Annotated in this window: 21 protein-coding genes and 1 other RNA gene; 7 read left to right on the top strand and 15 right to left on the bottom strand. The window is 64.0% G+C overall.

The annotated features are described in order from the left end of the window. Positions 1–4: 4 nt before the first annotated feature. Genes RGUI_RS04605 through RGUI_RS04595 form a run of 3 tightly spaced genes read left to right on the top strand, consistent with a single transcriptional unit; the run spans position 5 to position 1,941 of the window. On the top strand, positions 5–397 hold the full coding sequence (locus RGUI_RS04605; RefSeq protein ID WP_081531970.1) for an OadG family transporter subunit: 393 nt from the start codon (positions 5–7) through the stop codon (positions 395–397). Beyond that, positions 394–777 carry a biotin/lipoyl-containing protein gene (locus RGUI_RS04600; RefSeq protein ID WP_156882865.1) on the top strand — a complete coding sequence of 128 codons (384 nt, stop codon included), beginning with the start codon at positions 394–396 and terminating at the stop codon, positions 775–777. Before RGUI_RS04605 ends, RGUI_RS04600 begins: the two co-directional genes overlap by 4 nt. Before the next feature lie 12 nt (positions 778–789). Next, complete coding sequence (locus RGUI_RS04595) at positions 790–1,941, top strand: sodium ion-translocating decarboxylase subunit beta (RefSeq protein ID WP_081531968.1); 1,152 nt, start codon at positions 790–792, stop codon at positions 1,939–1,941. Between the two features lie 40 nt (positions 1,942–1,981). Here the strand turns inward: RGUI_RS04595 and RGUI_RS04590 are convergent, their stop codons facing one another. After that, positions 1,982–3,496, bottom strand: coding sequence for an acetyl-CoA hydrolase/transferase family protein (locus RGUI_RS04590; protein ID WP_081531967.1), 1,515 nt, complete (start codon positions 3,494–3,496; stop codon positions 1,982–1,984). Positions 3,497–3,850: 354 nt separating this feature from the next. Here RGUI_RS04590 and RGUI_RS04585 point away from each other — a divergent pair, with 354 nt between their 5' ends. From RGUI_RS04585 to RGUI_RS04575, 3 genes are all read left to right on the top strand, one after another. After that, positions 3,851–6,172 (top strand): bifunctional diguanylate cyclase/phosphodiesterase, encoded by a 2,322-nt coding sequence (locus RGUI_RS04585; protein ID WP_081531966.1) that lies wholly within the window; start codon positions 3,851–3,853, stop codon positions 6,170–6,172. 478 nt (positions 6,173–6,650) lie between these two features. After that, complete coding sequence (locus tag RGUI_RS04580) at positions 6,651–9,827, top strand: ribonuclease E/G (RefSeq protein WP_081531965.1); 3,177 nt, start codon at positions 6,651–6,653, stop codon at positions 9,825–9,827. Positions 9,828–10,017: 190 nt separating this feature from the next. Beyond that, a complete protein-coding gene (locus RGUI_RS04575; protein WP_081531964.1) occupies positions 10,018–10,770 on the top strand; it encodes a cytochrome c biogenesis CcdA family protein in 753 nt (250 codons plus the stop codon). A gap of 3 nt (positions 10,771–10,773) precedes the next feature. On the opposite strand, the gene RGUI_RS04570 is transcribed toward RGUI_RS04575, so the two are convergent. The 4 genes from RGUI_RS04570 to fumC all read right to left on the bottom strand — a co-directional run bounded on the left by RGUI_RS04570 (position 10,774) and on the right by fumC (position 13,512). Next, on the bottom strand, positions 10,774–10,995 hold the full coding sequence (locus RGUI_RS04570; protein ID WP_081531963.1) for a ribbon-helix-helix domain-containing protein: 222 nt from the start codon (positions 10,993–10,995) through the stop codon (positions 10,774–10,776). Then, on the bottom strand, positions 10,992–11,174 hold the full coding sequence (locus tag RGUI_RS04565) for a DUF4169 family protein (RefSeq protein WP_081531962.1): 183 nt from the start codon (positions 11,172–11,174) through the stop codon (positions 10,992–10,994). The genes RGUI_RS04570 and RGUI_RS04565 overlap by 4 nt, the downstream gene beginning before the upstream one ends. A 147-nt stretch (positions 11,175–11,321) precedes the next feature. Next, positions 11,322–11,948: a VPLPA-CTERM sorting domain-containing protein gene (locus RGUI_RS04560; RefSeq protein WP_216640098.1), complete on the bottom strand. Its 627-nt coding sequence runs from the start codon at positions 11,946–11,948 to the stop codon at positions 11,322–11,324. A 169-nt stretch (positions 11,949–12,117) separates the two neighbouring features. Further along, positions 12,118–13,512 carry a class II fumarate hydratase gene (gene fumC / locus RGUI_RS04555; protein WP_081531960.1) on the bottom strand — a complete coding sequence of 465 codons (1,395 nt, stop codon included), beginning with the start codon at positions 13,510–13,512 and terminating at the stop codon, positions 12,118–12,120. 95 nt (positions 13,513–13,607) lie between these two features. Between fumC and RGUI_RS04550 the strand changes: the two genes are divergently transcribed. Next, positions 13,608–14,444, top strand: coding sequence for a hypothetical protein (locus tag RGUI_RS04550; protein WP_081531959.1), 837 nt, complete (start codon positions 13,608–13,610; stop codon positions 14,442–14,444). On the opposite strand, the gene RGUI_RS04545 is transcribed toward RGUI_RS04550, so the two are convergent. The 10 genes from RGUI_RS04545 to RGUI_RS04505 all read right to left on the bottom strand — a co-directional run bounded on the left by RGUI_RS04545 (position 14,445) and on the right by RGUI_RS04505 (position 22,458). Further along, a complete protein-coding gene (locus RGUI_RS04545) occupies positions 14,445–14,915 on the bottom strand; it encodes an SspB family protein (RefSeq protein ID WP_081531958.1) in 471 nt (156 codons plus the stop codon). Positions 14,916–14,996: 81 nt separating this feature from the next. After that, on the bottom strand, positions 14,997–16,241 hold the full coding sequence (gene chrA / locus RGUI_RS04540) for a chromate efflux transporter (RefSeq protein WP_081535970.1): 1,245 nt from the start codon (positions 16,239–16,241) through the stop codon (positions 14,997–14,999). Between the two features lie 50 nt (positions 16,242–16,291). Beyond that, the gene (locus RGUI_RS04535) at positions 16,292–16,732 is read right to left on the bottom strand and encodes an ester cyclase (RefSeq protein ID WP_156882864.1); all 441 of its coding nucleotides are present in this window, start codon (positions 16,730–16,732) and stop codon (positions 16,292–16,294) included. A gap of 71 nt (positions 16,733–16,803) precedes the next feature. Further along, the gene (locus tag RGUI_RS04530) at positions 16,804–17,409 is read right to left on the bottom strand and encodes a phage tail protein (RefSeq protein WP_081531956.1); all 606 of its coding nucleotides are present in this window, start codon (positions 17,407–17,409) and stop codon (positions 16,804–16,806) included. 48 nt (positions 17,410–17,457) lie between these two features. After that, positions 17,458–18,192: a VPLPA-CTERM sorting domain-containing protein gene (locus RGUI_RS04525; RefSeq protein WP_081531955.1), complete on the bottom strand. Its 735-nt coding sequence runs from the start codon at positions 18,190–18,192 to the stop codon at positions 17,458–17,460. Between the two features lie 327 nt (positions 18,193–18,519). After that, positions 18,520–18,870: a transfer-messenger RNA gene (gene ssrA, locus RGUI_RS04520) on the bottom strand. A gap of 14 nt (positions 18,871–18,884) precedes the next feature. Then, positions 18,885–19,055 carry a hypothetical protein gene (locus RGUI_RS21675; protein WP_172841078.1) on the bottom strand — a complete coding sequence of 57 codons (171 nt, stop codon included), beginning with the start codon at positions 19,053–19,055 and terminating at the stop codon, positions 18,885–18,887. Next, the gene (locus RGUI_RS04515; RefSeq protein ID WP_081531954.1) at positions 19,052–20,176 is read right to left on the bottom strand and encodes a YeeE/YedE family protein; all 1,125 of its coding nucleotides are present in this window, start codon (positions 20,174–20,176) and stop codon (positions 19,052–19,054) included. The genes RGUI_RS21675 and RGUI_RS04515 overlap by 4 nt, the downstream gene beginning before the upstream one ends. 7 nt (positions 20,177–20,183) lie before the next feature. Further along, positions 20,184–21,143, bottom strand: a complete 960-nt coding sequence (locus tag RGUI_RS04510; RefSeq protein WP_081535969.1) for a sulfurtransferase — start codon at positions 21,141–21,143, stop codon at positions 20,184–20,186. 271 nt (positions 21,144–21,414) lie between these two features. Further along, entirely contained in the window at positions 21,415–22,458 is a 1,044-nt protein-coding gene (locus RGUI_RS04505; RefSeq protein WP_081531953.1) for an ABC transporter substrate-binding protein, read from the bottom strand. Positions 22,459–22,562 lie beyond the last annotated feature (104 nt).

Genomic DNA, 22,562 nt, shown 5'->3' with positions numbered 1-22,562 from the left:
GGACATGCTCGAAAACCTCGAACTGATCGGTACGGGCTTCGCCATCGTGATGCTGGTGCTCGCCGCGCTTTGGGGGGCGTGCGAACTGATCGGTCTGTTCTTCGCCCGTGCGGCGAAGCGGGCCGCACGAAAGACGGCGGCCGCCACGCAAGCCAGCCAGGCCGCGGATGACGGCATTCCGCCCCATCATCTGGCCGCCATTGCCGCGGCCGTGGCGCACGAGCTTGGCAGCGGATACCGCATCACCCATGTCGCGGCGCCGCCCCATCTGGTCGACGGCTGGCCGATGGAGGGCCGCATCGAGACCTTTGCCGCCCACCGCATCCGCACGAACTGGGGCCCGACGCGCCCGCTGCCGGGCGATGCGACCCGGGATACTCTGAGAGGACGGACATGATGAAACGCCTGCGGATCACCGTGGAAGGCATCGCCTATGACGTGACGGTCGAAGATCTGGACAGCCCCGCCGCGCCAGCCCCGGCCCCCAAGGTCGCCGCGGCGCCGCAAAGCCGGCCCGCAATGGCCGCGGCAACGCCGGCTGCCGCGCCTGCTGCCCCGGCGGCGCCCGGCGCCGTTGGCAGCCCGCTGGCCGGAACCGTCGTCAGTATCGAGGTCGCCGTGGGACAGGTGGTGAAGTCGGGCGAGACGCTGCTGGTGCTGGAAGCGATGAAGATGAACACGACCGTGGGGGCGCCGCGGGACGGGACCGTCACTGCAATCAACGTGGCCGCCGGTGCAACCGTGACCGAGGGGCAAGCCCTCGTCACCTTGTCCTGACGGGCGCCCGGCATGGACGGCACGGCCCCCGACACGTCCCGGCTGCAAGAGTTGTGGCAGCTGACGGCGATCCCGGACGTCACATGGCAGATGGTGGTGATGTGGATCATCGTCGTGGGGCTGTTCTATCTTGCGGTCTATCGCAAGTTCGAACCGCTCTTGCTGATCCCCATCGCCTTTGGTGCGCTGTTGGCGAACCTCCCGACCGAGGGGCTGGTCAACCCGCCGGGGGAAGACAGCCTGGGCGGGCTCTATCACCACATTTCCAAGGGCGTGGAATACGAGATCTTTCCTCCGCTGATCTTCCTTGGCGTCGGCGCGTTGACCGATTTCGGGCCGCTGATCGCCAATCCGCGGACGCTTCTACTCGGCGCGGCCGCGCAGTTCGGGGTGTTCGCCACCTTCCTTGGTGCCACGGCGATCGGGTTTTCCCCGATGGAGGCCGGGGCGATCGGCATCATCGGGGGGGCGGATGGGCCGACCTCGATCTTCTTGGCCAACAAGCTGGCGCCGGAGCTTCTGGCCCCGATTGCCGTGGCCGCCTACAGCTATATGGCGCTGGTGCCGCTGTTGCAGCCGCCGATCATGCGCGCCCTGACGACCGAAAAGGAGCGCAAGATCCGCATGCAGTCCCTGCGAGAGGTGTCGCGGCTTGAAAAGCTGATCTTCGCAGGTCTGGTGACCGTGGTCGTCATCTTGCTGGTGCCTGCGGCCTCTGCCCTGATCGGGATGCTGATGCTGGGCAACTTCCTGCGCGAAAGCCTTGTGACCGAACGTCTGACCAAGGCCGCGCAGAACGAGTTGATCAATATCGTCACGATCTTCCTGGGGACCTCCGTCGGGATCACCATGACGGGGGAGCGGTTCCTGAATGCCGATACGCTGAAGATCCTTGCCCTCGGGGTGGTGGCCTTTGGCATTGCCACGGCGGCGGGTGTTCTGATGGCGAAGCTGATGAACCTTGTCAGCGCCAACAAGATCAATCCGCTGATCGGCTCGGCGGGGGTGTCGGCCGTGCCGATGGCCGCGCGCGTCAGCCAGGTGGAGGGGCAGCGCGCCGATCCGGGCAATTACCTTTTGATGCACGCCATGGGGCCGAATGTGGCCGGTGTGATCGGCACGGCGGTCGTTGCGGGGTATTTCATCGCGTCCTTCCCGGGGTGAACCCGCCCCGCGCAGCCGCAGGGGGCGGGCCGACGCGCGTTCAGGGCAGCATCGATCCGGTGTCGATATAGCGCTGGTGCCATGACAGGGACTCGCGCGGGAGAGACGGGGTCTGCAGGCCGAACGCGTCCCGTTTCGCCCGCTCGAAATAGTCTTCCAGAAGCGGGCGAAAATCGGGATGTGCGCAGTTGCGGATGATCGTCTCGGCCCGCTTGCGGGGGGCAAGGCCGCGCAGGTCCGCCAGCCCCTGTTCGGTTACGATGACCTGCACGTCCTGCGTGATGTGATCGACATGGCTGGCTTGCGGCACGATGGTCGAAATCGCGCCGCCCTTGGCCACAGATGGAGAGACAAAGACGGAGATATAGGCGTTCCGCGCGAAATCGCCCGATCCGCCGATGCCGTTCATGATGCGCGAGCCCATGACCAGCGCCGAGTTGACGTTGCCATAGATGTCGGCCTCGATCATCCCGTTCATCGCGATGCAGCCCAGCCGGCGAATGACCTCTGGGTGGTTGGAAATCTCGGTCGGGCGCAGGATGACCTTGTCGCGGTAGGTCTCCAGGTTGTCCCGGAACCTTTGCGCCGCCTCGGGGCTGAGTGACAGCGCCGTGGCCGACACCGCGGCCATCTTGCCGCAATCCAGAAGGTCCAGCATCCCGTCCTGCAATACCTCGGTATAGGATTGCAGGTCGTGGAAGGGCGCATCCTTCAGCCCGTCCAGCACAGCATTGGCGACGTTGCCCACACCCGATTGCAGCGGCAACAGCCGGTCGGTCAGCCGGCCCATCTTCACCTCATGCTCGAAAAACTCCATCAGGTGGCCAGAGATGGTGCGAGAGGTCTCGTTGATCGCCGAAAACGGCGCGTTGCGGTCGGGCAGGTCGGTCAGGATGATCCCCGCCACCTTGTCGGGGTCGCATTGAAAGGTCGGCTGGCCGATGCGGTCATCGGGCGCCAGCATCGGGATCGGTACCCGGTTCGGCGGCAAGGCGGTGCCATAATAGATGTCGTGCATCCCTTCCAACCGCTCGTCATGCCAACTGTTGACCTCGAGAATGACCTTGTCCGCGTGGTCGATCCAGGACCTGTTGTTGCCCACCGAGGTGGCCGGGACGAACGAGCCGTCCTCGTTCACTGCCGTCACCTCGATCACGGCGGTGTCGAGTTTTCCGAAGAACCCTTCGCGGACCATCGGCGCGACATGGCTGAGATGCATGTCGAGATAGTCGATTTCACCGCGATTGATCTTGTCACGCCCGACCGGGTCGGAGTTGTAGGGCAGTCGGTATTCGATGGCGTCGGCCTTGGACAGAGCGCCGTCCAGTTCCGGCCCGGTCGAAGCCCCGGTCCAGAGCCGGATTCGGAAGGCATCGCCTGCGGCGTGGGCCTCCTCGATCCGGCAGGCGAGGGCTTGCGGCAGGGCCTTGGGATAGCCGGACCCGGTAAAACCGCTCATCCCGACCGTGTCCCCCGAGTGGATCATCGCGGCGGCGTCTTCCGCGTCCATGATGCGGGAGCGTAACTGGGGGTTCTTGACGCGATCTGTAGTCATTGCAGCTGTCTCGGTCCGTTTCAGTTCCGCAGGGCATCCCTGTTTTTTGTCAGGAACGCAACGTCTTCTGGCGCAGACCGGGTCTTTGCATCCGTTCCGGACTTGTCGTCGCAAGGTTCAGGCTACCCTATTGCGGCATGGCGTTCGCGTTATGCTTCCCGTGGCCTAACAGGTGTGCCGCCCGAAAGGGGCTGTGTTCGGCGGATCAGGATCGAGAACAAGCGGGAAAGAAATTGTAATACAATCTACGGTTGATTAACCCTTTGTAAGTCATGGTTCACGAAATTCGGGTAGTGAGGCCGCCACGGGGCATCATGGCTTTGGGCGCGCGGGGGCGGTGACGGATACGACCTTATGAAACGGCCGTTAAAGACAACAGCATCGCCTGCACGGGCGGTACGCGACGAAGGCTCGAAGGATGACGGACCCTCTGTCGGGGACGATCCGTGGTCAGCCGTCTGGCCCGATTTCGATACGGCCGACCTTCCCCCACAGCCTTTCCGCGGCGATGAGGCGGCGAAGGTCGAACTTGAGGTTCAAAAGCAGGAACTGTCCGACGCGGTGCAAGACGCCGAACGGGACGTGCTGCGGTTCAGAACATTCTTCGAGGAATCGCCGCTTGCGATTCTTATCCTCGATTCCGCCGGGGTCGTTCGTATGGCCAACCGCGCCTGTGCCGCCGTCCTGGGCGAGATCGCGCCGGAAAAGATCCTGAACCTGTCGATCTACCGGCTGTTGGAAGATGAGGGATCGGGCCGGCTGTTCGACTTCATCTCATCCTGTGGAAAGGCCGATGCGCCGCCCGCCGGCACCGCGCCGGCCCGTGTCGTCACGGGACTCTGTCCCAAGGGCAAGCAGCGTGCCCCGAGCGTTCTGGACGCCCATTTGCAGCGCTTGCCAGCCGGGCTTGGCCACAAGGCCAAGGTGCAGATGGTGCTTGTCGACCGGACGGACGACAGCAAGCGGGCCGAAAGCCTGTTCATTCAAGAGGCTTTCATCGCCGGATCGCCGACCCTGATGCACGCGGTCGACCTCGACGGAAATCTTGCCTGGAGCAACAATCTTGCCAAGACCGAACTCAAGGCCGCCGCAGAAGAGGACGAGGGGCAGAAGATCATGCAGGGCATGCTGGGATCGCGGGCCCTCGATATCGAGGTTCTCGTCTCGGGCAAGGAACGGTCCACACAAAGCACCTTTGTCACGCCCGATGGTGAAAAGCGCAGTTTCCTGATCCAGAAATTCCCGATTCTCGACGGTAAGGGCGGAAATCTGGCCATCGGAGGCATTTCCACCGACATCACCGCCCTGATCGAGGTGCAGTCGGCCCTGCACCGGGCCTTTGATGAGGCGACGATCCTTGCCAGCCGCGACCCGCTGACCGGTCTGCTCAACCGCTCCGGCTTCATGGGGCAGTTGCGCGACGCCGTCGATGCCGCCCTGAAGAATGGCAGCAATGTCATGCTGGGATTCCTGGATATCGACGGGTTCAAGGACATCAACGATGCGATGGGCCACGAAGTGGGCGACGGCCTGTTGCTGGCCTTCGCCCGCCGGCTGGAGGAAGCCGTCGACGGAAATGGCCAGATCGCGCGTTTCGGCGGGGATGAGTTTCTGTTCTTCCTGACCGATCATTCGCCGGAGGAGGCAGAGGCTTGCCTGTCGCGCATCCTCGACCGTATCCGCACACCTTACGAAATTGCAGGAACGCAACTTCTTCTGACCTGCAGCGTCGGGTTGAGCAATCTTCCCGCGGATGCCACGACCGCGGAAGACCTGATGCGCAATGCCGATCTGGCCGTGTATGTCTCCAAGTCCAACGGTCGGGACCGGATCACCCATTTCAACGAAGGCATGCGCACCAACAGTGAGCGGCGGTTGCGGATTCTCAGTGCTCTGCGCCACGCGCTGTCGCACAACAATTTCCGGCTGGTGTTCCAGCCGAAATTCTCTATCCGCGAGCCCGGTGCCGTCGTCGGGGCGGAGGCCTTGCTGCGCTGGCGCGACCCCAAGCTTGGGGAGGTCGGCCCGATGGAGTTCGTGCCGATCGCCGAACTGAACGGTCTAAGCTACGCGCTTGACCTGCGGGTTCTGAAGCTTTTCTGCGCCCAGCAGCGGCACTGGATGGAGCGGGGCCTAGCACTTCCGATCTCGGTCAACATCTCGGCCTTCTCGCTGCATTCGGCCAGCTTCGTTCCGACGGTTCTGTCGCTTCTGGAATTCAACAACATTCCGCCAGAACTGCTGATGCTGGAGATTACCGAGACCGCGATGATGCGGTTCTCCTCCGAAATCGCAGAGCGCGTGCAGCGTCTGACCGAAAACGGGGTGAAGATCTCCATCGACGATTTCGGGACCGGGTATTCCTCGCTGGCCTATCTCAACGAACTCAACCCAAGCGAGTTGAAGATCGACCGCAGCTTCGTGGCGAGCCTTGGAAAACCCGAAAAGGCGACGGAGAGAATCATTCAGGCCATTCTTGCCCTTGGGCACAGCCTTGCCATCGACGTGGTGGCCGAAGGCATCGAGACCGAGGCCCAGCGGCGCTGGCTGGCCGACAACGGCTGTAGCGTCGGGCAGGGTTTCCTGCTCAGCCGTCCGATGGAGCGTGAGGATTACGAGCGGTTCGTGGCTGAACGTCTTGCGGGACACGCCCCCCCAAGGCAGGCCGGGCGGTAATGGCCAGCCGTGAAGGCAGCGGTTGGTCAGCGTTCCGCTTGCGCGTCGAAGGCCGACTCAATGTCCGGCAGACAGCTTTCCTTAAGGAAAAAAGCATTGTGTTCAACCGACTTCTACCGCTAAGGTCGAACGACGGTGGTCGCTTTGGATTGTGCGGCGCCGATCTTTTCGAGTTTTGCTGTTTTTCGCGGTGTGCAGGACCTACCTGCCTTTGTCCGCATGAAACAGACCGACAGGCCCACGGGGCCACCCGAATCCCCGGCGCAGACCTATGGCCGGGATAAACCAAAGGATGTCGCCCGGCGCGGCATCGGAGAAGAACCGCGATGGAGCGCATGGTTGAGGTAAGGCAGGGACAGGGCAGGCCAGGCGCCGCCGCCCGGGCCGACCGGCTATGCGCCAGCGCCCCAACAAGACAACCACCATGTCGCCTGCGCCCCCCGGGGCGCGGCGTCGTGCCGTGGTGCAAAGAGATAAAATGGCAAAGAAAATGCTCATCGACGCCACCCACGCGGAGGAGACCCGCGTCGTGGTGGTGGACGGAAACAAGGTTGACGAGTTTGACTTTGAAAGCGTCAACAAGCGTCAGCTTGCAGGTAACATCTATCTAGCAAAAGTTACGCGGGTCGAACCCTCGCTTCAGGCGGCGTTCGTCGATTATGGCGGCAACCGGCACGGCTTTCTGGCCTTTTCGGAAATCCACCCCGACTATTACCAGATTCCGGTCGCCGACCGGGAGGCCCTGCTGGCCGAGGAAAGGGCCTACGCGGCCGAGATCGACGAGGATGATCCGGCTGAGAAGGAAAAGCCCAAGCGGCGCAGCCGCGGGCGGCGCCGTGGCCGGTCGAGCGATGCTCAGCCCGACGCGTCCCCGGCGCCCTCCGACGAGAGTGTAGCGACCGAGGGTGCGGAACAGGATACGCAGGACGCCGTTGCGGTCGCGACCGACGCGGCTTTGGAGCAGACGGTCGAGCCGACAGGTGACGACGTTGCCGCCCCCGATGTTGCCGAAGCCGATATGGCCAGCGCCGATACGCCGGACGTTGCCGAGGTGACGGAGGCTGCCGATCCGGTACCGGCCGTTCAGGAACCCCCGGAAGTGGTCGGTGAACCCGTCGCGGATGTCCCCGCGCAGGATGAAGAATCGGCACCCGAGGGCGAGGCAGTTGTCACCGACCCCGAGGCGCCTGACACGGTTTCCGACGCGGCCGAAGCCCCGGCTGAGGTGGAAGAAGCCCCGGCTGAGGAAAACACGGCAGCCGAACCGGCATCGGAAGAGGCAGCCGGGAGTGGCGAAGACGACGACACTCCGCCCAGAACGATGGCGGCCGCGGCGCGCAGCGATGACCCCGTGACAAGCCGCGAACCCGGGCTGGACATCCCGGGCATGGATGTCGTCGATCTCGACGAAGAAGACGACCAGGTGACGGCGCTGGTATCGCCGGACGAAGCATCGGAAACCGGCGCGACGGCGTCGAAGCCGCGCCGGAGCCGCCGGCCATCCCGATCCGCCCGGGTGTCCGAAGACGAGGATGACGTGATCGCCGAAGATGCAGCCGACGACATCGGTGCAGACGACGACCACGAGGACGACACCGCCGGGGACGACGATGACCACGCCCTGCGCGACAACCAGATCGAGTCCGTCGCCGAGGAAGACGTGGCCGAAGAAATCCGGCCCCGCAAACCCCGCCCGCGCCGCTACAAGATCCAGGAGGTCATCAAGGTCCGGCAGATCATGCTGGTGCAGGTGGTCAAGGAAGAGCGCGGCAACAAGGGTGCGGCGCTGACGACCTATCTGTCGCTCGCCGGCCGCTATTGCGTGCTGATGCCCAACACGGCCCGCGGGGGCGGCATCAGTCGCAAGATCACCAGCGCGACAGATCGCAAGAAACTCAAACAGATCGCGTCCGAAATGGATGTGCCGGAAGGCGCCGGCCTGATCATCCGCACCGCGGGCGCACAGCGCACCAAGTCGGAAATCAAGCGTGATTACGAGTATCTTCAGCGCCTGTGGGAGCAGATCCGCGAACTGACGCTGAAATCCATCGCGCCGGCCCCGATCTACGAGGAAGGCGACCTGATCAAACGCTCGATCCGCGATCTTTACAGTCGCGAGATCGATGAGGTTCTGGTTGAGGGCGAACGCGGCTATCGCGTGGCCAAGGACTTCATGAAGATGATCATGCCGTCCCATGCCAAGAATGTGCGGCACTATCAGGATCCGCTGCCGCTCCTCGCGCGCTATCAGGTCGAAAGCTACCTGAGTTCGATGTTCAACCCGACGGTTCAGCTGAAATCGGGCGGCTACATCGTGATCGGCGTGACCGAGGCGCTGGTCGCCATCGACGTGAACTCTGGCCGGGCGACGAAGGAAGGCTCGATCGAGGAAACGGCGCTGAAGACGAACCTTGAGGCCGCAGATGAGGTCGCCCGGCAGTTGCGGCTGCGCGACCTGGCGGGTCTGATCGTCATCGACTTCATCGACATGGAAGAGCGCAAGAACAACGCCGCGGTCGAGAAGCGCCTGAAAGACAAGCTGAAAAACGACCGTGCGCGGATCCAGGTTGGCCGCATCTCGGGCTTTGGCCTGTTGGAGATGAGCCGCCAGCGCCTGCGCCCCGGCATGATAGAGGCGACGACCCAACCCTGCCCGCATTGTCACGGCACCGGGCTGATCCGGTCCGACGACAACCTTGCGCTGGTCATCCTGCGCCAGATCGAGGAAGAGGCCGTCCGCGGCCGGTCGCGCGAGGTTCTGGTCAAGGCGCCCATCGGCATCGTCAACTATCTGATGAACCAGAAGCGCGAACATGTCGCCCAGATTGAGGCCCGGTATGGCCTGTCGGTCCGGGTAGAGGCCGATCCGTTCCTGATCTCGCCCGATTTCTCCATCGAACGGTTCAAGACGGCGCTTCGGTCGGTGCCTGAGGTCAGCGCGCCGGTGATTTCCGTCGATACCTCCGACATGATCGAAACGGTTGAGGAGGAGGAGGTCGAGCCGGAAACGGAAGAGACCGAAGCCCCGGTGCAGGACAACGGTGAAAAACCGAAGAAGCGCCGCCGGCGCCGTCGCAAGAAGAAGTCTTCGCAGACATCGGATGGCGATAGCTTTGACGAGTCCGCGGAGGACGGCACAGACGACTCCGGCGACGAGGATGGCGGCGACGACGCGGCCGAGAGCAGCGATGGGGAGGCCGACGCCAAGCCGAAACGCAGCCGCAGCCGCCGGTCTCGCAACCGCAAGCCGCGGCGCGGGCAGGACACAGCGGAAGACGCCGGCAGCGATGCCGCCGCCGAGGATGCGGAGCAGGGCGAACCGGCCGTCGTGGAAGCAGTGGCCGAACCCGATGCGGCTGTGGTGGAAGAGGCCGCCGTCGAAACGCCGGGGCCGGTTCTGGAAATCGTGACGAGCGAAGAGGTCTCGGTATCCGTGCCCGATGAACCGACCGTGGCCGACGACACTCCGACCCCCGCCGTTGCGGAAGAAGAACCCGAAATCCAGCCCGAGCCGCAGGACACACCCGTGCCCGAGGCGGTTGCAGACCCCGTGCCGCTCGCCGCAAGCGCGCCGGAGCCTGCCGTTGAAGAAACGGCCGAGAGCGACGACGACGACAAGCCCAAGCGCCGCGGCTGGTGGTCGCTCGGCCGGTAACACGATGACTGGCCCGGCCCGTTCGACGGGGCCGGGCCTGCCGCATCGCCGCCGTGCTCTCCGACCAAACACATCCCCCATCCGGATCAGACAGGTTCGCCATGCGTCGGCATGTCCACGGTATTGTGAGCGTGGCGCGCGTGACGGCGGCGATGGCTTGGGCTAAGCCGCAGCGGGAAAGGACAATGCCATGTTCGGAATAGAACTGATCGATGCGGGGCTGATCCCGGCGATGCTGGTGGCGCTGGCCGCCGGTCTTCTCAGCTTTCTCAGCCCGTGTGTGTTGCCCATCGTGCCGCCCTATCTTGCCTATATGGGCGGTATATCCATGGGCGATCTGACATCGGGGGTTGCCGCACGCGGCCGGGCGGTTATCTCGGCGCTGTTCTTCGTTCTGGGGCTGTCGACGGTGTTCCTGCTGCTTGGCTTCACGGCCTCGGCTTTCGGTGCGTTCTTCCTGCAAAACCAAGAGCTTTTCGGCCGGATCGCGGGGTTGGTCGTGATCGTGCTGGGCCTGCATTTCGTCGGGCTTTTCCGGATCGGCATTCTGGATCGGGAGGCGCGGCTGGACGCCGGCGATCGGGGCGGTTCCGCCCTCGGCGCCTACATCCTCGGCCTCGCCTTCGCCTTTGGCTGGACGCCCTGCATCGGCCCGCAGCTTGGCGCGATCCTGTCGCTTGCGGCGTCCGAGGCCAACGTGGCCCGCGGGACGATCCTTCTGGCGGTCTATGCGGCCGGCCTTGGCATTCCGTTCCTGCTGGCGGCGCTCTTCATCCAGCGGGCAATGGGCGTGATGAACCGTTTGAAAAAGCATATGGGCCTGATCGAAAAGGCGATGGGGGCACTTCTGATCGCGGTGGGGCTTGCGCTTCTGACGGGCGCGTTCAGTGCGCTCAGCTACTGGTTGCTGGAGACATTCCCGGGGCTTGCGGCGCTGGGGTAAGCCTTAATCCCGCCCGCGATAGTGGCGCAATACGTATAGCCGGATCGCCGAGGCGAGCCCCATCTCAAGCCCCCGCGCCTCGTCGATCTCGGCGGCCAGTGCGTTCAGCGGCTTGCCCTCCTTGGCGGCGATTTCGCGAAATGCCGCCCAGAACTCGTCTTCCAGAGAGACCGAGGTGCGGTGCCCCCGCAGCGTCAGTGAGCGTTTGACCGGCCGTCCGCTCATTCGTCCTCGCGCTTGTGGGCGTCAAGATGGTCGCGGGCGCGGATTGCGTCGGCTTCTTCCTTTGCGCGCTGGGCCTTGGTCCTGCCGAATTTCGCGGCCTTTTCGTCGCCCTTGGCGCGCTGATCGGCCCGTTGCCTTGCCTTGCGTGCCTGTCGCAGATTGACGACTTTGCCGGTCATCGGTCCGTCTGTCCCTTCACCTGAAACATGCGCGGATGTGAACCATCCCACGCCCGAAAAGAATAACGCGCCCTTCGGAAAGGACGCGCCAAGTGTTTTCGCATTTCCCCGGTCGGTGCAAGGGTGCCGGACCGGGGCGGCTGGCGATCAGGCCTTGTTGCGGCGGCGCGCGACGGCGAACGCGGCCATGCCGGTGGCGATCAGCGGCAGGCCGGCCGGCAGCGGCACGGCACCGACCGAAACCGGGGTGCCGATTTCGACGTAGTTGACGCCATAGGAGTCTGCGCCGGAAACCGACCAGAAGGCGATGTCATTGGAGCCGCTGAGATCGATCGACATGGTCTGACGGCCGTTCGGGCCGGCAGGCGAACCGTTCACCGCCGAAGTGATGAGGTTCATGTTCACGTCGAAGACCGACAGCGTCAGCGAACCCGCCGCGGCATAACCGGCTTCGACGATGATGGAACTGGTCAGGCCCTGGGTCGTGGTCCCGGCCACGACGATACGCCCGTCGACATCCGTCACCAGATCGCAGGAGTTGGAGCCGTTGATGCCGCAAAGGGCACCCTCGGCGCCATCGGCGAACACGCCTTCGACATTGCCCCAGCTGTAGTCGACGCCCTGATCGATAAAGAAGGTGGCGACCGGATCGGCCAGCGTGCCGAAGGCGGGCGTCTTGGTGCCGGTGAAATCGTCGGCATCGTGGGAAAGGGTCGCGGCACTTGCCGATGTGGCGAAAATTGCGGCAGCAACTGCCGTAGCAATCGTCTTCATGGTTGAGGAACTCCCCGTTGAACTAAGCACATTACGCCATGAAGTTGCCACAATGCCGCAGATCCGACAAAGCATGCCGGGCCTCATGGTTAACGCGTGATGGGGGAAGTTTGATGGCGATGCGCCGCGGGGGCGCATCGCTTGTTCCTTGCCGTCAGGGCGCTTCGGCTCAGTCCTTGGGGCCGATCATCTGCTCGGGGCGGACCACAGCGTCAAAGGTCGCCTCGTCCACGAAGCCCAGATTGATCGCCTCTTCCTTCAGCGTCGTGCCGTTCTTGTGGGCCGTCTTGGCAACCTTGGTGGCGTTGTCATAGCCGATGGTGGGCGCAAGTGCCGTGACCAGCATCAGGCTCTCGGTCATCAGCTTTTCGATGCGCGCCTCGTTCGCCTGAATGCCGTTCAGCATCCGTTCGGTGAAGCTGTCGGCGACATCGCCCAGCAATTGCATCGACTGCAGCAGGTTATAGGCCATCATCGGGTTGTAGACGTTCAGTTCGAAATGGCCCTGGCTGCCGGCGAACTTGATCGCGGCGTCGTTGCCCATGACATGGGCCGCAACTTGCGTCATCGCCTCTGCCTGCGTGGGGTTCACCTTGCCCGGCATGATGGACGACCCGGGTTCGTTTTCCGGCAGGATCAGTTCGCCAAGCCCGGACCGGGGGCCGGAGCCGAGGAACCGGATGTCGTTCGCGATCTTGTAGCAGGACCCGGCCACGGTCGCCAAAGCGCCCGACATGAACACCATCGCATCATGGGCGGCCAGCGCCTCGAACTTGTTGGGGGCCGTGACGAAGGGCAGGCCGGTGATGCGCGCCATGTTGGCGGCGACCGACTCTCCCCAGCCCTTTTTCGTGTTCAGCCCGGTGCCGACGGCGGTGCCGCCCTGGGCCAGTTCGTAGATGCCGGGCAGGGCGGCCTGAACCCGCGCGATCCCCTGCCGGATCTGATGGGCATAGCCGGAGAATTCCTGCCCCAGCGTCAGGGGGGTGGCGTCTTGCGTGTGGGTTCGGCCGATCTTGATGATGTCCTTGAATTCCTCGGACTTGGCCTCCAACCCGGCGGCCAGCTTTTCCAGCCCCGGCAGCAGGACATCGCGCGCCGTCATCGCGGCGGCGATATGCATCGCCGTGGGGAAGGTGTCGTTGGACGACTGGCCCATGTTGCAGTGGTCGTTGGGATGTACCGGGTCCTTCGATCCGATGGTGCCGCCCAGGATCTCGATCGCGCGGTTGGCGATCACCTCGTTGGCATTCATGTTCGACTGGGTGCCCGATCCGGTCTGCCAGACGACCAGCGGAAAGTTGTCGTCGAACTTGCCCGCCACGACCTCGGAGGCCGCCTGAACGATGGCCTTGCCGCGGGTTTCATCCAGGTTTCCCAGTGCCATGTTCGCTTCGGCACAGGCCTGCTTGATCACCCCCAGCGCGCGCACGATGGCGACCGGCTGTTGTTCCCAGCCGATGGGAAAGTTCATCAGGCTGCGCTGGGTCTGGGCGCCCCAATACTTGTCGGCGGGCACGTCCAGCGGGCCGAAGCTGTCGGTCTCGGTGCGGGTGGCGGTCATCGAATTCCCTCTCTGTCCTCGTTCGCGCCCATGCTATACTGGCGGCCTTCGACCTTTACAATTGCGCGCGGATCAACCTTGAGGGGGAAGATGTCATGGCGCTCTTGCGTAATCTGGCCACCGAAACCTATCAACCGACTCCCAGCTACTATCCCACGGAAAGCCCACACTACTCCATCAATCAGCGGGTGCTTGCCACGCTGGTGGGACTGGTAGCTTTCGCGATGCCTTGGGTGATGCTTTGGGCGCCCAGGCAATTCGGGATCTGTTTCCGCGACTCGATCAGCCACTATTACTACGAACCGTTCCTCGGCATCGTTCTGTTGGTGTCGCTGTCCTCTATCGCGACCTTCCTGTTCGCCTATCGGGGGCAGAACATCTGGGAAAACGTGCTTGCCTCGCTGGCCGGGCTGGGGGCCTTGGGTGTTGCCCTGTTTCCGACCACGGGTCATGGCTGTGTCGACCAAGGCGCGTTCCTTGCCCGCGCGGTGTTGGAACTGCCGGGGCAGGTCGCACCGGGGACGACTGTCGACCCCGCCGGCGCGGTCGCGACGTTCCAGTTGTTCCCGGGCGTGGACAACGTGCACTATATCAGCGCCAGCGTGCTTTTCGGGTTCCTCGCCTGGTACAGTTTCCGCGTGTTCCCGCGCGTGGTCGTGTCGCGCCAGACCAAGGCGGGTGGCGAAAAGCTGACCGGGGTCAAGGCCACGCGCAACGTGATCTACTATGCATCGGGCACGGTGATCCTGCTGGCCGCGGCCACGATGGGGATCAACGGTCTTGCGACCCGGTTGCTGGGTTCTACCGGCGAATGGTGGTCGGCCTGGAACATGACCTTCTGGTGCGAGGCCGCGGCACTTTGGGCCTTTGGCGTCAGCTGGACGGTCAAGGGGCGTCTGTTCGGCCTGATCCTGAAGGATCGGGGGGAGTGATTACTTGCGGAACTTGTCGAGGCTGACGACTTCGGCCGCGCCGCGGTCTTCCTCGGCCTCGACGACTTCGGGGGCGGCTTCGTCGTCCTCGAAGTCATCCTCATCGTCGTCGCCGCTGTCCTGCGTTTCAAACCGCAGGCCGAATTCGACGGACGGGTCAACGAAGGTGCGGATCGCATCGAACGGGATGTAAAGCGGTTCGGGGCTGTCGCCGAAATTGAGCGTCACCGAAAACCCGTCTTCGTCGACCTCAAGGTTTTCGTACCAGTGCTGGATCACCACCGTCATTTCGTCCGGATAGCGTTCGCGCAGCCAATCGGCGATCGCGACACCCGGATAAGTTGTGTCGAGCGTGATGAAGAAGTGGTGCTCCCCCGGCAGTCCGCCCGCTTCGACATCGCTCAGAACCCTGCGGATCAGGCCGCGCATGGCCTCATGCATCAGATTGCCGTAATCGATCCGGTCGGTCATCGTGGGAAACCCTTTGGGTTGAACTGATCCTAGCATAGGGGATTCGGATGACAGGGAAAGGGGGTGCGCAAAATTTGCCCTTCAGAGCGCGACGCCCGCCGCCGCCATCAGGATCAGCACCACGGGCAGGGGCCAGCGCAGGCCGACCAGCAGAACGGCCGCCAACCCGGCAAGGATGGCCGCTTGCGGTTCGAAACTGCTCCAGACCGGGACGGTCAGGTGAAAGATGCCGGCCGTCACGGTGGTCAACTCGCCAAAGGCGACATGGGCGGCAAACCACAGCGACAGGTTCAGGATCACGCCGACAACCGCGGCCGTCACAGCGTCAAGGGCCGCTGACAGGCGCGGAAATCCGGCCAAGCGGTCGATGAAGGGCGCGCCGGTGAAGATCCAAAGGAAACACGGCACGAAGGTCACCCAAAGCGTGACCAGCGCCGCAGCCACGGCAAGCCAAAGGCCGCCCGCCTGATGCCCTGCCAGGAACCCCACGAACTGGGTCACGAGGATCAGCGGCCCCGGCGTGGTTTCGGCAAGGCCCAGCGCATCGATCATCTGATCGGGGGTTAGCCATCCCTTCTGCGCCACGACCTCCTGCGCCATCCACGCCAAGACCGCGTAAGCGCCCCCGAAGGTCAGGATGGCCAGTTTGGAAAAGAAGAGGGCGATTTGGGCAAGAATGCCATCGGCAAAGAGCCAGAGCGCCGCGACCGGCCCAAGCCACAGACCGGCCCATGTCAACGCGGTGCGGCCCGTGTTGCCGCGGTGGGGCACGCCCGCGGTGCGCGGTACCGGCGCACCCTGCGCGGTGAGATAGCCATAGCCCGCGGCCAGCGCGATGATCAGGGGAAACGGCAGCGTCAGCGCGTAAAGGGCACCGAAGGACAGACCCGCAAGAGCCCATCGCGCCGGTGTCTTCAGGGCCTTCCGCCCCAGCCGGGCAAGGGCCTGCAACACGACCACCACAACCGTCGCCTGCACGCCCAGAAACAGCGATTGCACCAGCGGTACGTCGCCCCATCGGGCATAGGCCGCGGCAAGGACAAGAACGATCAGTGCCCCGGGGATCACGAACAGGCTGCCGGCAACCAGCCCGCCGGTCGTGCCTTTCAGGCGCCAACCGGCATAGGTCGCCAGTTGCATCGCCTCGGGGCCGGGCAAAAGCATGCAGAAGCTGAGCGCCCGCAGGAACCTGTCTTCGTCCAGCCAATTGCGGGTTTCGACAAGCTCCCGATGCATCAGACCGATCTGCGCTGCCGGTCCGCCGAAGGACAGCATGCCGATACGGGCGAAGACGCGGGTCAACTCGGGCAGCGTAGGTCCGGCCATGTCCGATACATAGCCGCGCGATTGCGGCACGGCCATGACATGCGCGGCGGTCAGCCGATTTTCTGGCCGCTCATCCCGATGGCGACGCTGTCCTCGGGCAGCAGCCCGAGTTGCTCGAACAGGTGAATGAAATCGAAGCTGTTATAGGCTTCGGCAATGCGGTCACCCTCAAACCGGGCCATAAGCTGACCCATCGCGCGGACAGGGCGGCCATCGTCGGGCCGCGTGCCCCCGGTTTCGATCAGAGCGCACAGCCAGTCATCGGACTCGATGGCCTTGACGATCCGGATGGACGGGTCCTCTACCAGATGAACAAGGGCCGTGGCGAAAACCTGTAACTCTGCAGGATTGACCTGCATGCCCGGCATCAGGCCCTGTTCCTGCATGTTCTCGGTGAAAAGATCGCCGACGGCGTCCATGTCCCCGTCGATGTAGACGCGACGATACCACGCTTCCAGTTGTCTGATCCGGCCCATGCTTTCCAGCCTCACGCTTGACGTTTGCGTTGTCCCGCAAAACGGTTAGCGAAGCGTGAACATGGGCCGGAGCAGGTGGTCCACCGTCAGTTTCGCGACGGGAAGATGCCCTGCAGCGCGACGCAGAAGCGCAGCACCTGGAACGGTTGCATGTTGTTGACCGCCTGTCCGCCGCCGGCGGACCCGACGGCCGCGCGGGACATCTGCGCATTGGGCGAACCGGCGGCGTAGATTTCCGTTCGCCCGGTGCCGGCCATCAGGTTGCCGGTCGGATCGCCACTGCCCCCGTCTGCCGTGGTGGCGTTCAGGCTGTGGGTGTGTGGGGGCATCTGGTTTGCGGTCAGGGTGTTGGCCTCGCTGCCGCCCTTCTGGCCCAGTTGGAAGGGCGAAAGGCCCGGCCCCGATCCGACATGCATGGGAACGCGCCCGCGCAGATCGGGCAGGGCAAAGGTCGTCCGCCCGTCGCCGCCATATGTCGTGCCATAAAGCGAGAACAGGGCCGAGTATTCGCTGATCGGCAAGAGCTGCCCGTTGGCCTCGGCCCAACTGCGCGGGCAGAAGGTGTACCCGACCATCATGATCTCTCCGATGAAGGGTTCGGCGCCGGCCTTGGCGGGCGTCGCGGCCAGCGGTGCCAAGAGCGCCGCGCAGGCCAAAAGGGCCGCCGAAAGCGGTTTGGTCGGATAGGTCATCGGGTTTCTCCCTGTTTGCGGTTGTTGAAGCTCTTATCCCGCGGCGCGTCAGCCGCGCCGGCGCACCAGGCCAAGCCCGGCCAATGCCCCCAGCATCAGGGGCAGGGTTGCCGGCCCCGGCACGTTCGGTGTCGGGGGCTGCCCGTCGAGATCGAGGGTCAGCGCGAACGTGCCCAGCCCCGCCACCTCACCCGCCGCTTGCGTGATCCCGTCGATCTTGCTTTCGAACAGAAGCGTGCTGGTCCCGGCAAAGGCGGTGGCATCGGCCGTGCGAGAGGGTTCTGCCAGGAAACCGGGATCCTCGTAAATTTCGATGGTGTCGAAGGCCGGGTTGGAAAAGCCCCCCGGCGCGAACTCTACTGCCGTGTCTGCCCGGTCGCCGCTGGCGAACAGATCGCCGTCCCCCAAGGCCGCGCCGATGATCGTGCGGGGGGACGGCGCGACCACCGAGGCGGTGAAATCCACCGCGAACTCGAAAAACCCAAGGCTGCCACCGATTGAAAGCCCGGTTGGCGGATCGATCACGAAGGTGAGCTTCGCATCCTCGCCGCTGGCCGACAGCGACAGATCGATCCGGTCGGCCGTCATGATCACGTCATCGGGGAAGATGCTGGCGTCCGGATGATCGATGAACACGAAATCCGAAAGGACAAGGTCGTCAAGGACAAGCGTGGCCCCGGCGACAAGGTCGCTCAGGGATGTGGCGTGGACGCTGGCAGGCGCGCAGGCAAGCGCGAAGACCGCCGCAAAGGCCCCGGTTGTGGTGCGAAAATTTTGCTGCATGATACTCTCCCTGTTTGAAATGGTATCATTCAAAATGCCGCCGCGATACGGGTATTCACGGGAAATTCGCGTTGGGGAGAACGGCGGGATGTGGGAGTGTGTTATGGGGCAGCTTAACCCACGCACAGCGCATCATCCAAAACCAAAAGGGCTTAGCGGATAGACAATCCCAGCGGACCGTCATGTTTCCGATTTCTATTCCATGCCGGGTTTCAGGGGCGCACCTGCACGGATTGACGTGAACGTGGAAGGCTCTCAAGCAACGGTCACGCATCGGCGCGAGTCGGGCGGACGACGGAAAGATGGCGCGGATGTTTTTCGGGGAAGAGTGCAGGCTTCTGTTGCCAGGTGCCTGCGAACCCCGCCTTACGTTGCTAGACGCAAGGGCTTAGATTTGGTTTTGCGGACTGCTTACGCAGCCAGCGCCACCGGAGCACGGTTGTCATTGGCAACTATCATGCTTGCACCGATAACGGTGGTAGCTCACCGGGCAAAAGCTAACCCCTTTAGACGTCCGTCGATCCTGTTTCGGCCCCATGATCCCGCCAATGTGGGATGTTTGGTGGAGCCGCCGGGTACCGCCCCCGGGTCCGATCCGCTTATTACGGGCGCGTTTATCGCCATAGTCCCTTGCGAGACAGGCTGAACATAAGCGCGCCGCGGCCGCGGTTCAAGCGCGATACGCGTTGCCGTCACTTCCCCGGAAGGCTGGCGCAATGGGCGCCGCTGACAGCCTGCCCGGAACCAAGGGCCAGCATCGGCGGCGCCGAATAGGGGTCGAGCGGGCGAGAGCTTGCCAGATCGAAGGCCAGAAACCCCGCCACGGCGCAAAGCAGGATCAGCACGACGGGCAGGCGGGTCATTTGCGTGCCTCCAGCCCAAGGAACGGGCGCAGCTTGATCCCGTACCACGACCCAACGAAGGCCGCCGCGAACCATGCCCAGCCGTGGATCGAGCCGGTCGAGATGCCGCTGACGAACGCCCCGATATTGCAGCCGAAGGCAAGGCGCGAAGAATAGCCCAGCAGGAACCCCGCCACGATCACGGCGATCCATGCGCCGACCGGATGGCCCTTGACCTGCGCGGTCAGCCCGTCACGCCACCACGCGGCCAGCGCCGCCCCCACCAACAGCCCGATATCCGTTAGCGAGGTGACATCGGTCAGCACGCTTTCGGCGATGCGTTCCTGATTGGAAGGCGCCGACCAGAAGGCTGACCCCGACAGATCCGCCCCCAAAGCCGTGGCGCCCTTGGCCACCCAAAGGCCCAGACCGTAGACCACGCCCCATGGCTGTCCGGCGACGGCCAGGTGCAGGATCGCGAGCGCTGCGATGATCAATGCCGCGGCCCACAGTCGCTTGGGCATCATCCGCTTGCCCGGTTCGGCGATTGCCAGCGCCACGCCAGCCACGGCGGCCAGCGCCACAAGGGTCAGGGCCAACCCCGTCGTGCCGCTGAGCACCGCCACCGGCAGGCTGCCGAGACCCGTCCACCATGTCAGGTGATAGGCCCCGAAGAAGCTGCCGATGGCGAAGAAGGGCAGGGCGAGGGCGCTGACGGCATTGCCGCTGCCGGCATTCACCAGCGTACCCGACCCGCAGCCCAGAACGATCTGCATGCAGGCGCCAAACACGAACGCCCCGCCGACCATCGCATAGCCGACCGGCGCATGGGCCCCGGTCAGTTCGGTCGGATGGGCCGCCAGCATCGGAAACGCGGCCAGCGCGATCAGACCGATACAGATCATCTGGGTGACGATCCCGGTTGCGTCGCGGAACAGGATCATCCGCCGCCAGGGGCCGGTGAACCCGAACCGCAGACCTTCCAGCGTTGCCCCCAGACCCAGCCCGATCAGCAGCAGAAGCCCATACCGGGGCCCTGCCATCGCCGCCACCGTCAGCGCGGCGACGACAATGGCAAGGATCGAGAGGCTGCGGCCCCGAAGACGCGGCGCCTGCCGCGCCGTCAGGGTCATGTCGGTCATTCCATCCTCAATACTTGCCCGTCACCTTGTTGAAGAGGTTGCGGATCGGTCCCGGCACGTTGGCCATCTCATGCCCCGAGGTCGACCAGCCGACCATCGAGTCGGGGTACAGCCGCGTGCCCTCGATCCCCGCAAGCTCGCTCAGCGCGAACCAGTTGGTCGCGGCCCAATGGCCGGTATTGCAGAACGACACGAGCTGATCGTCCGGGGCAAAGCCGTTCTGGGCGGCCAGCGTTTCGACCAGATCCGGTTTGATGAAGGACGGCTGGCTGTCGCCGAACCAGTTCGCCTGCGAGAAATAGCGCGATTGTGGCAGAGTGCCGGGTTTCGTCGCCGCGGCATGTTTCGCATTCCCCTCCCAGAAGGTCTGCGGCCGGGCATCGATCAACTCGGCACTTTCGCGCCCCGCGACGATGGCCTCGACATCGCTGGTCGTGGCCAGCCACTCGTGGGAAAAGCTGACGGTGATGTCGCTGGCTGTGACCGCCACGGGCCCGGTCTCGACTGGAAGACCGGCGGCAGCCCACGCATTCATGCCGCCATTCAGGATGGCCAGCGGGCTGACCCCGCTGGATTTCAAGGTCCAGTAGACCCGCGCGGCCGACCCGAAATCGGACTGGTCGCGGCCTTGATACACGATCACCGTGGGCCGGTCCTTCGTTACGCCCGCCGCGCGCAGGACCTCGGTCAGCCGGTCCTCGGGCACCAGTTGTCCGGGGTTTTCCTTCGGTCCCCGGAACAGGTTGTAGGGGGCAGCCACGGCGCCGGGAATATGCCCCGCCTCAAACACGGTCTGATCGCTGCCTTCCACCTTCCCCGGGCGGATATCGAGGATCAGGGGATTGATCGTGTCCTGCGCGGCGGCCAGACCGGGGGCGTCGATCAGCGGCCCGAATTGCGTTTCCGCCGCAACGGGCGTGCCCAGAAGTGCAAGCGCAAAGGCCAGATGTTGCACATGTGTCGTCATGTCGGTCACCTCTCAGTTCTTGGGGCGAACCTGTGGCGAACAGGCGCGCGACGCAAGGTCGCGCGCTTTCACTCTACCAGAGCGGGACGGTGGGAAAAGACCCTAGTGTTAACCGATTTTCGGCCGATGGGAGGAATTCCGCCTTTCATCGGCACCGTGGGAACACCGTAAGACCCGACGTTTCGAAAAAAGAAGTCGGGGAAGTGCGGCCAGAAAGACTGCGCCGCCCGGGTGGGGCGGCGCGTCGAAACGTGGTCATGTCAGAATGGAATCAGAAGCCCGCCTTGATCTTCTCGAACTCCGCAGCCTGTTTTTCCCGCAACTCGCCCGGCATCGGCAGTTGCGCCAGAACCGGTGCGGAGATCGGGCCAAGCCCGACTGCGGTCAAAGCCTCGTACCCGACGCCATCCATCGCGGCAGCGTTGGAGTGGCCATAGCCCGCATCCAGCAGCGCCATGGTCGAGGACGGGTCGAGAAGCGCGTTCATGAAGTCGTACGCCTTGTCTTCCGACCCTTCGCCATCCTTGAGATTGACATAGCCGCACAGCCAGAGGGACGAGCCCTCCTTGGGTTCCCGGGCGAACCCGATCGGGAAACCTTCCTCGGCCATGGTCGGCAGCGTTTCGTTCCAAGCCCAGGCGACCAGAACCTCGCCCGAGGCCAGAAGCTGCGCCAGTTCCGCCGGATCCACCCAGTAGGTGCGCAGGTTGGGATGCACCTCGCGCAGCCAGTCGGAGGCCGCCTTGAACTGCGCCTCGGTGGCGTTCGTCCAGTTTGTCGTGCCGGTTGCCAGATAGGCCAGCGCATAGGCATCATCGACATTGTCGGGCAGGGTCACGCGGCCCGCATATTTGGGGTTCTTGAAGACGTCGAGCGTGGCGACATCCTCCGCCGGGACCTCATCGGTGTTGTAGGCAATGGCGGTGGAGCCGAAATCGGAGGGAATGAAATAGACCTGCTGCCCGGTATCGGCGACGTCCGTGCCGGTCAGGTCGGCGTTCAGATCGCCCCAGGCCTCGATCCTGGCGATGTCCCAGGGTTCAAGAATGCCGGATTCGACCCATTTGTTGACCGACCCTGCGCAGACATGGCTGACATCGGCCCGAAAGCCCGAGCGCAGCTTCTGAAAGGCCTCTTCCTCGTCCCCGAAGAAGGTAAAGCTGGGCGGTTGGCCATGTTTTGCAGCATATTTCGTGTGGAAGGCGGGATCCTCGAACCCCGAATAGTCAAACACCAGAAGATCCGGATCCGCCGCCCACGCGGCCTGTCCGATGAAAAGGGCCGTCGTTCCGGCAAGCACCGTGCGGAAAGTCATGTCGTCTTCCCCTTTGCTGGGTTGGTTTCAACTCACGGTAGCTTCAGGCAGGGAACCGCTCAAGGGGGATCGTGGGGCGGACATGATGGGGGGTCGCATCGGGT

The sequence above is a fragment of the Rhodovulum sp. P5 genome, assembly GCF_002079305.1.
GTDB lineage: Bacteria > Pseudomonadota > Alphaproteobacteria > Rhodobacterales > Rhodobacteraceae > Rhodovulum.
The sequence above is the reverse complement of the archived record's forward strand: the minus strand, read 5'-3'. Positions and strand labels throughout refer to the sequence as shown.

Bases quoted from the DNA above. Each gene is read 5' to 3' on its own strand.
- RGUI_RS04605 (WP_081531970.1), top strand. From the start codon at position 5: ATGCTCGAAAACCTCGAACTGATCGGTACGGGCTTCGCCATCGTGATG.
- RGUI_RS04600 (WP_156882865.1), top strand. From the start codon at position 394: ATGATGAAACGCCTGCGGATCACCGTGGAAGGCATCGCCTATGACGTG.
- RGUI_RS04595 (WP_081531968.1), top strand. From the start codon at position 790: ATGGACGGCACGGCCCCCGACACGTCCCGGCTGCAAGAGTTGTGGCAG.
- RGUI_RS04590 (WP_081531967.1), bottom strand. From the start codon at position 3,496: ATGACTACAGATCGCGTCAAGAACCCCCAGTTACGCTCCCGCATCATG.
- RGUI_RS04585 (WP_081531966.1), top strand. From the start codon at position 3,851: ATGAAACGGCCGTTAAAGACAACAGCATCGCCTGCACGGGCGGTACGC.
- RGUI_RS04580 (WP_081531965.1), top strand. From the start codon at position 6,651: ATGGCAAAGAAAATGCTCATCGACGCCACCCACGCGGAGGAGACCCGC.
- RGUI_RS04575 (WP_081531964.1), top strand. From the start codon at position 10,018: ATGTTCGGAATAGAACTGATCGATGCGGGGCTGATCCCGGCGATGCTG.
- RGUI_RS04570 (WP_081531963.1), bottom strand. From the start codon at position 10,995: ATGAGCGGACGGCCGGTCAAACGCTCACTGACGCTGCGGGGGCACCGC.
- RGUI_RS04565 (WP_081531962.1), bottom strand. From the start codon at position 11,174: ATGACCGGCAAAGTCGTCAATCTGCGACAGGCACGCAAGGCAAGGCAA.
- RGUI_RS04560 (WP_216640098.1), bottom strand. From the start codon at position 11,948: ATGAAGACGATTGCTACGGCAGTTGCTGCCGCAATTTTCGCCACATCG.
- fumC (WP_081531960.1), bottom strand. From the start codon at position 13,512: ATGACCGCCACCCGCACCGAGACCGACAGCTTCGGCCCGCTGGACGTG.
- RGUI_RS04550 (WP_081531959.1), top strand. From the start codon at position 13,608: ATGGCGCTCTTGCGTAATCTGGCCACCGAAACCTATCAACCGACTCCC.
- RGUI_RS04545 (WP_081531958.1), bottom strand. From the start codon at position 14,915: ATGACCGACCGGATCGATTACGGCAATCTGATGCATGAGGCCATGCGC.
- chrA (WP_081535970.1), bottom strand. From the start codon at position 16,241: ATGGCCGGACCTACGCTGCCCGAGTTGACCCGCGTCTTCGCCCGTATC.
- RGUI_RS04530 (WP_081531956.1), bottom strand. From the start codon at position 17,409: ATGACCTATCCGACCAAACCGCTTTCGGCGGCCCTTTTGGCCTGCGCG.
- RGUI_RS04525 (WP_081531955.1), bottom strand. From the start codon at position 18,192: ATGCAGCAAAATTTTCGCACCACAACCGGGGCCTTTGCGGCGGTCTTC.
- RGUI_RS21675 (WP_172841078.1), bottom strand. From the start codon at position 19,055: ATGACCCGCCTGCCCGTCGTGCTGATCCTGCTTTGCGCCGTGGCGGGG.
- RGUI_RS04515 (WP_081531954.1), bottom strand. From the start codon at position 20,176: ATGACCGACATGACCCTGACGGCGCGGCAGGCGCCGCGTCTTCGGGGC.
- RGUI_RS04510 (WP_081535969.1), bottom strand. From the start codon at position 21,143: ATGACGACACATGTGCAACATCTGGCCTTTGCGCTTGCACTTCTGGGC.
- RGUI_RS04505 (WP_081531953.1), bottom strand. From the start codon at position 22,458: ATGACTTTCCGCACGGTGCTTGCCGGAACGACGGCCCTTTTCATCGGA.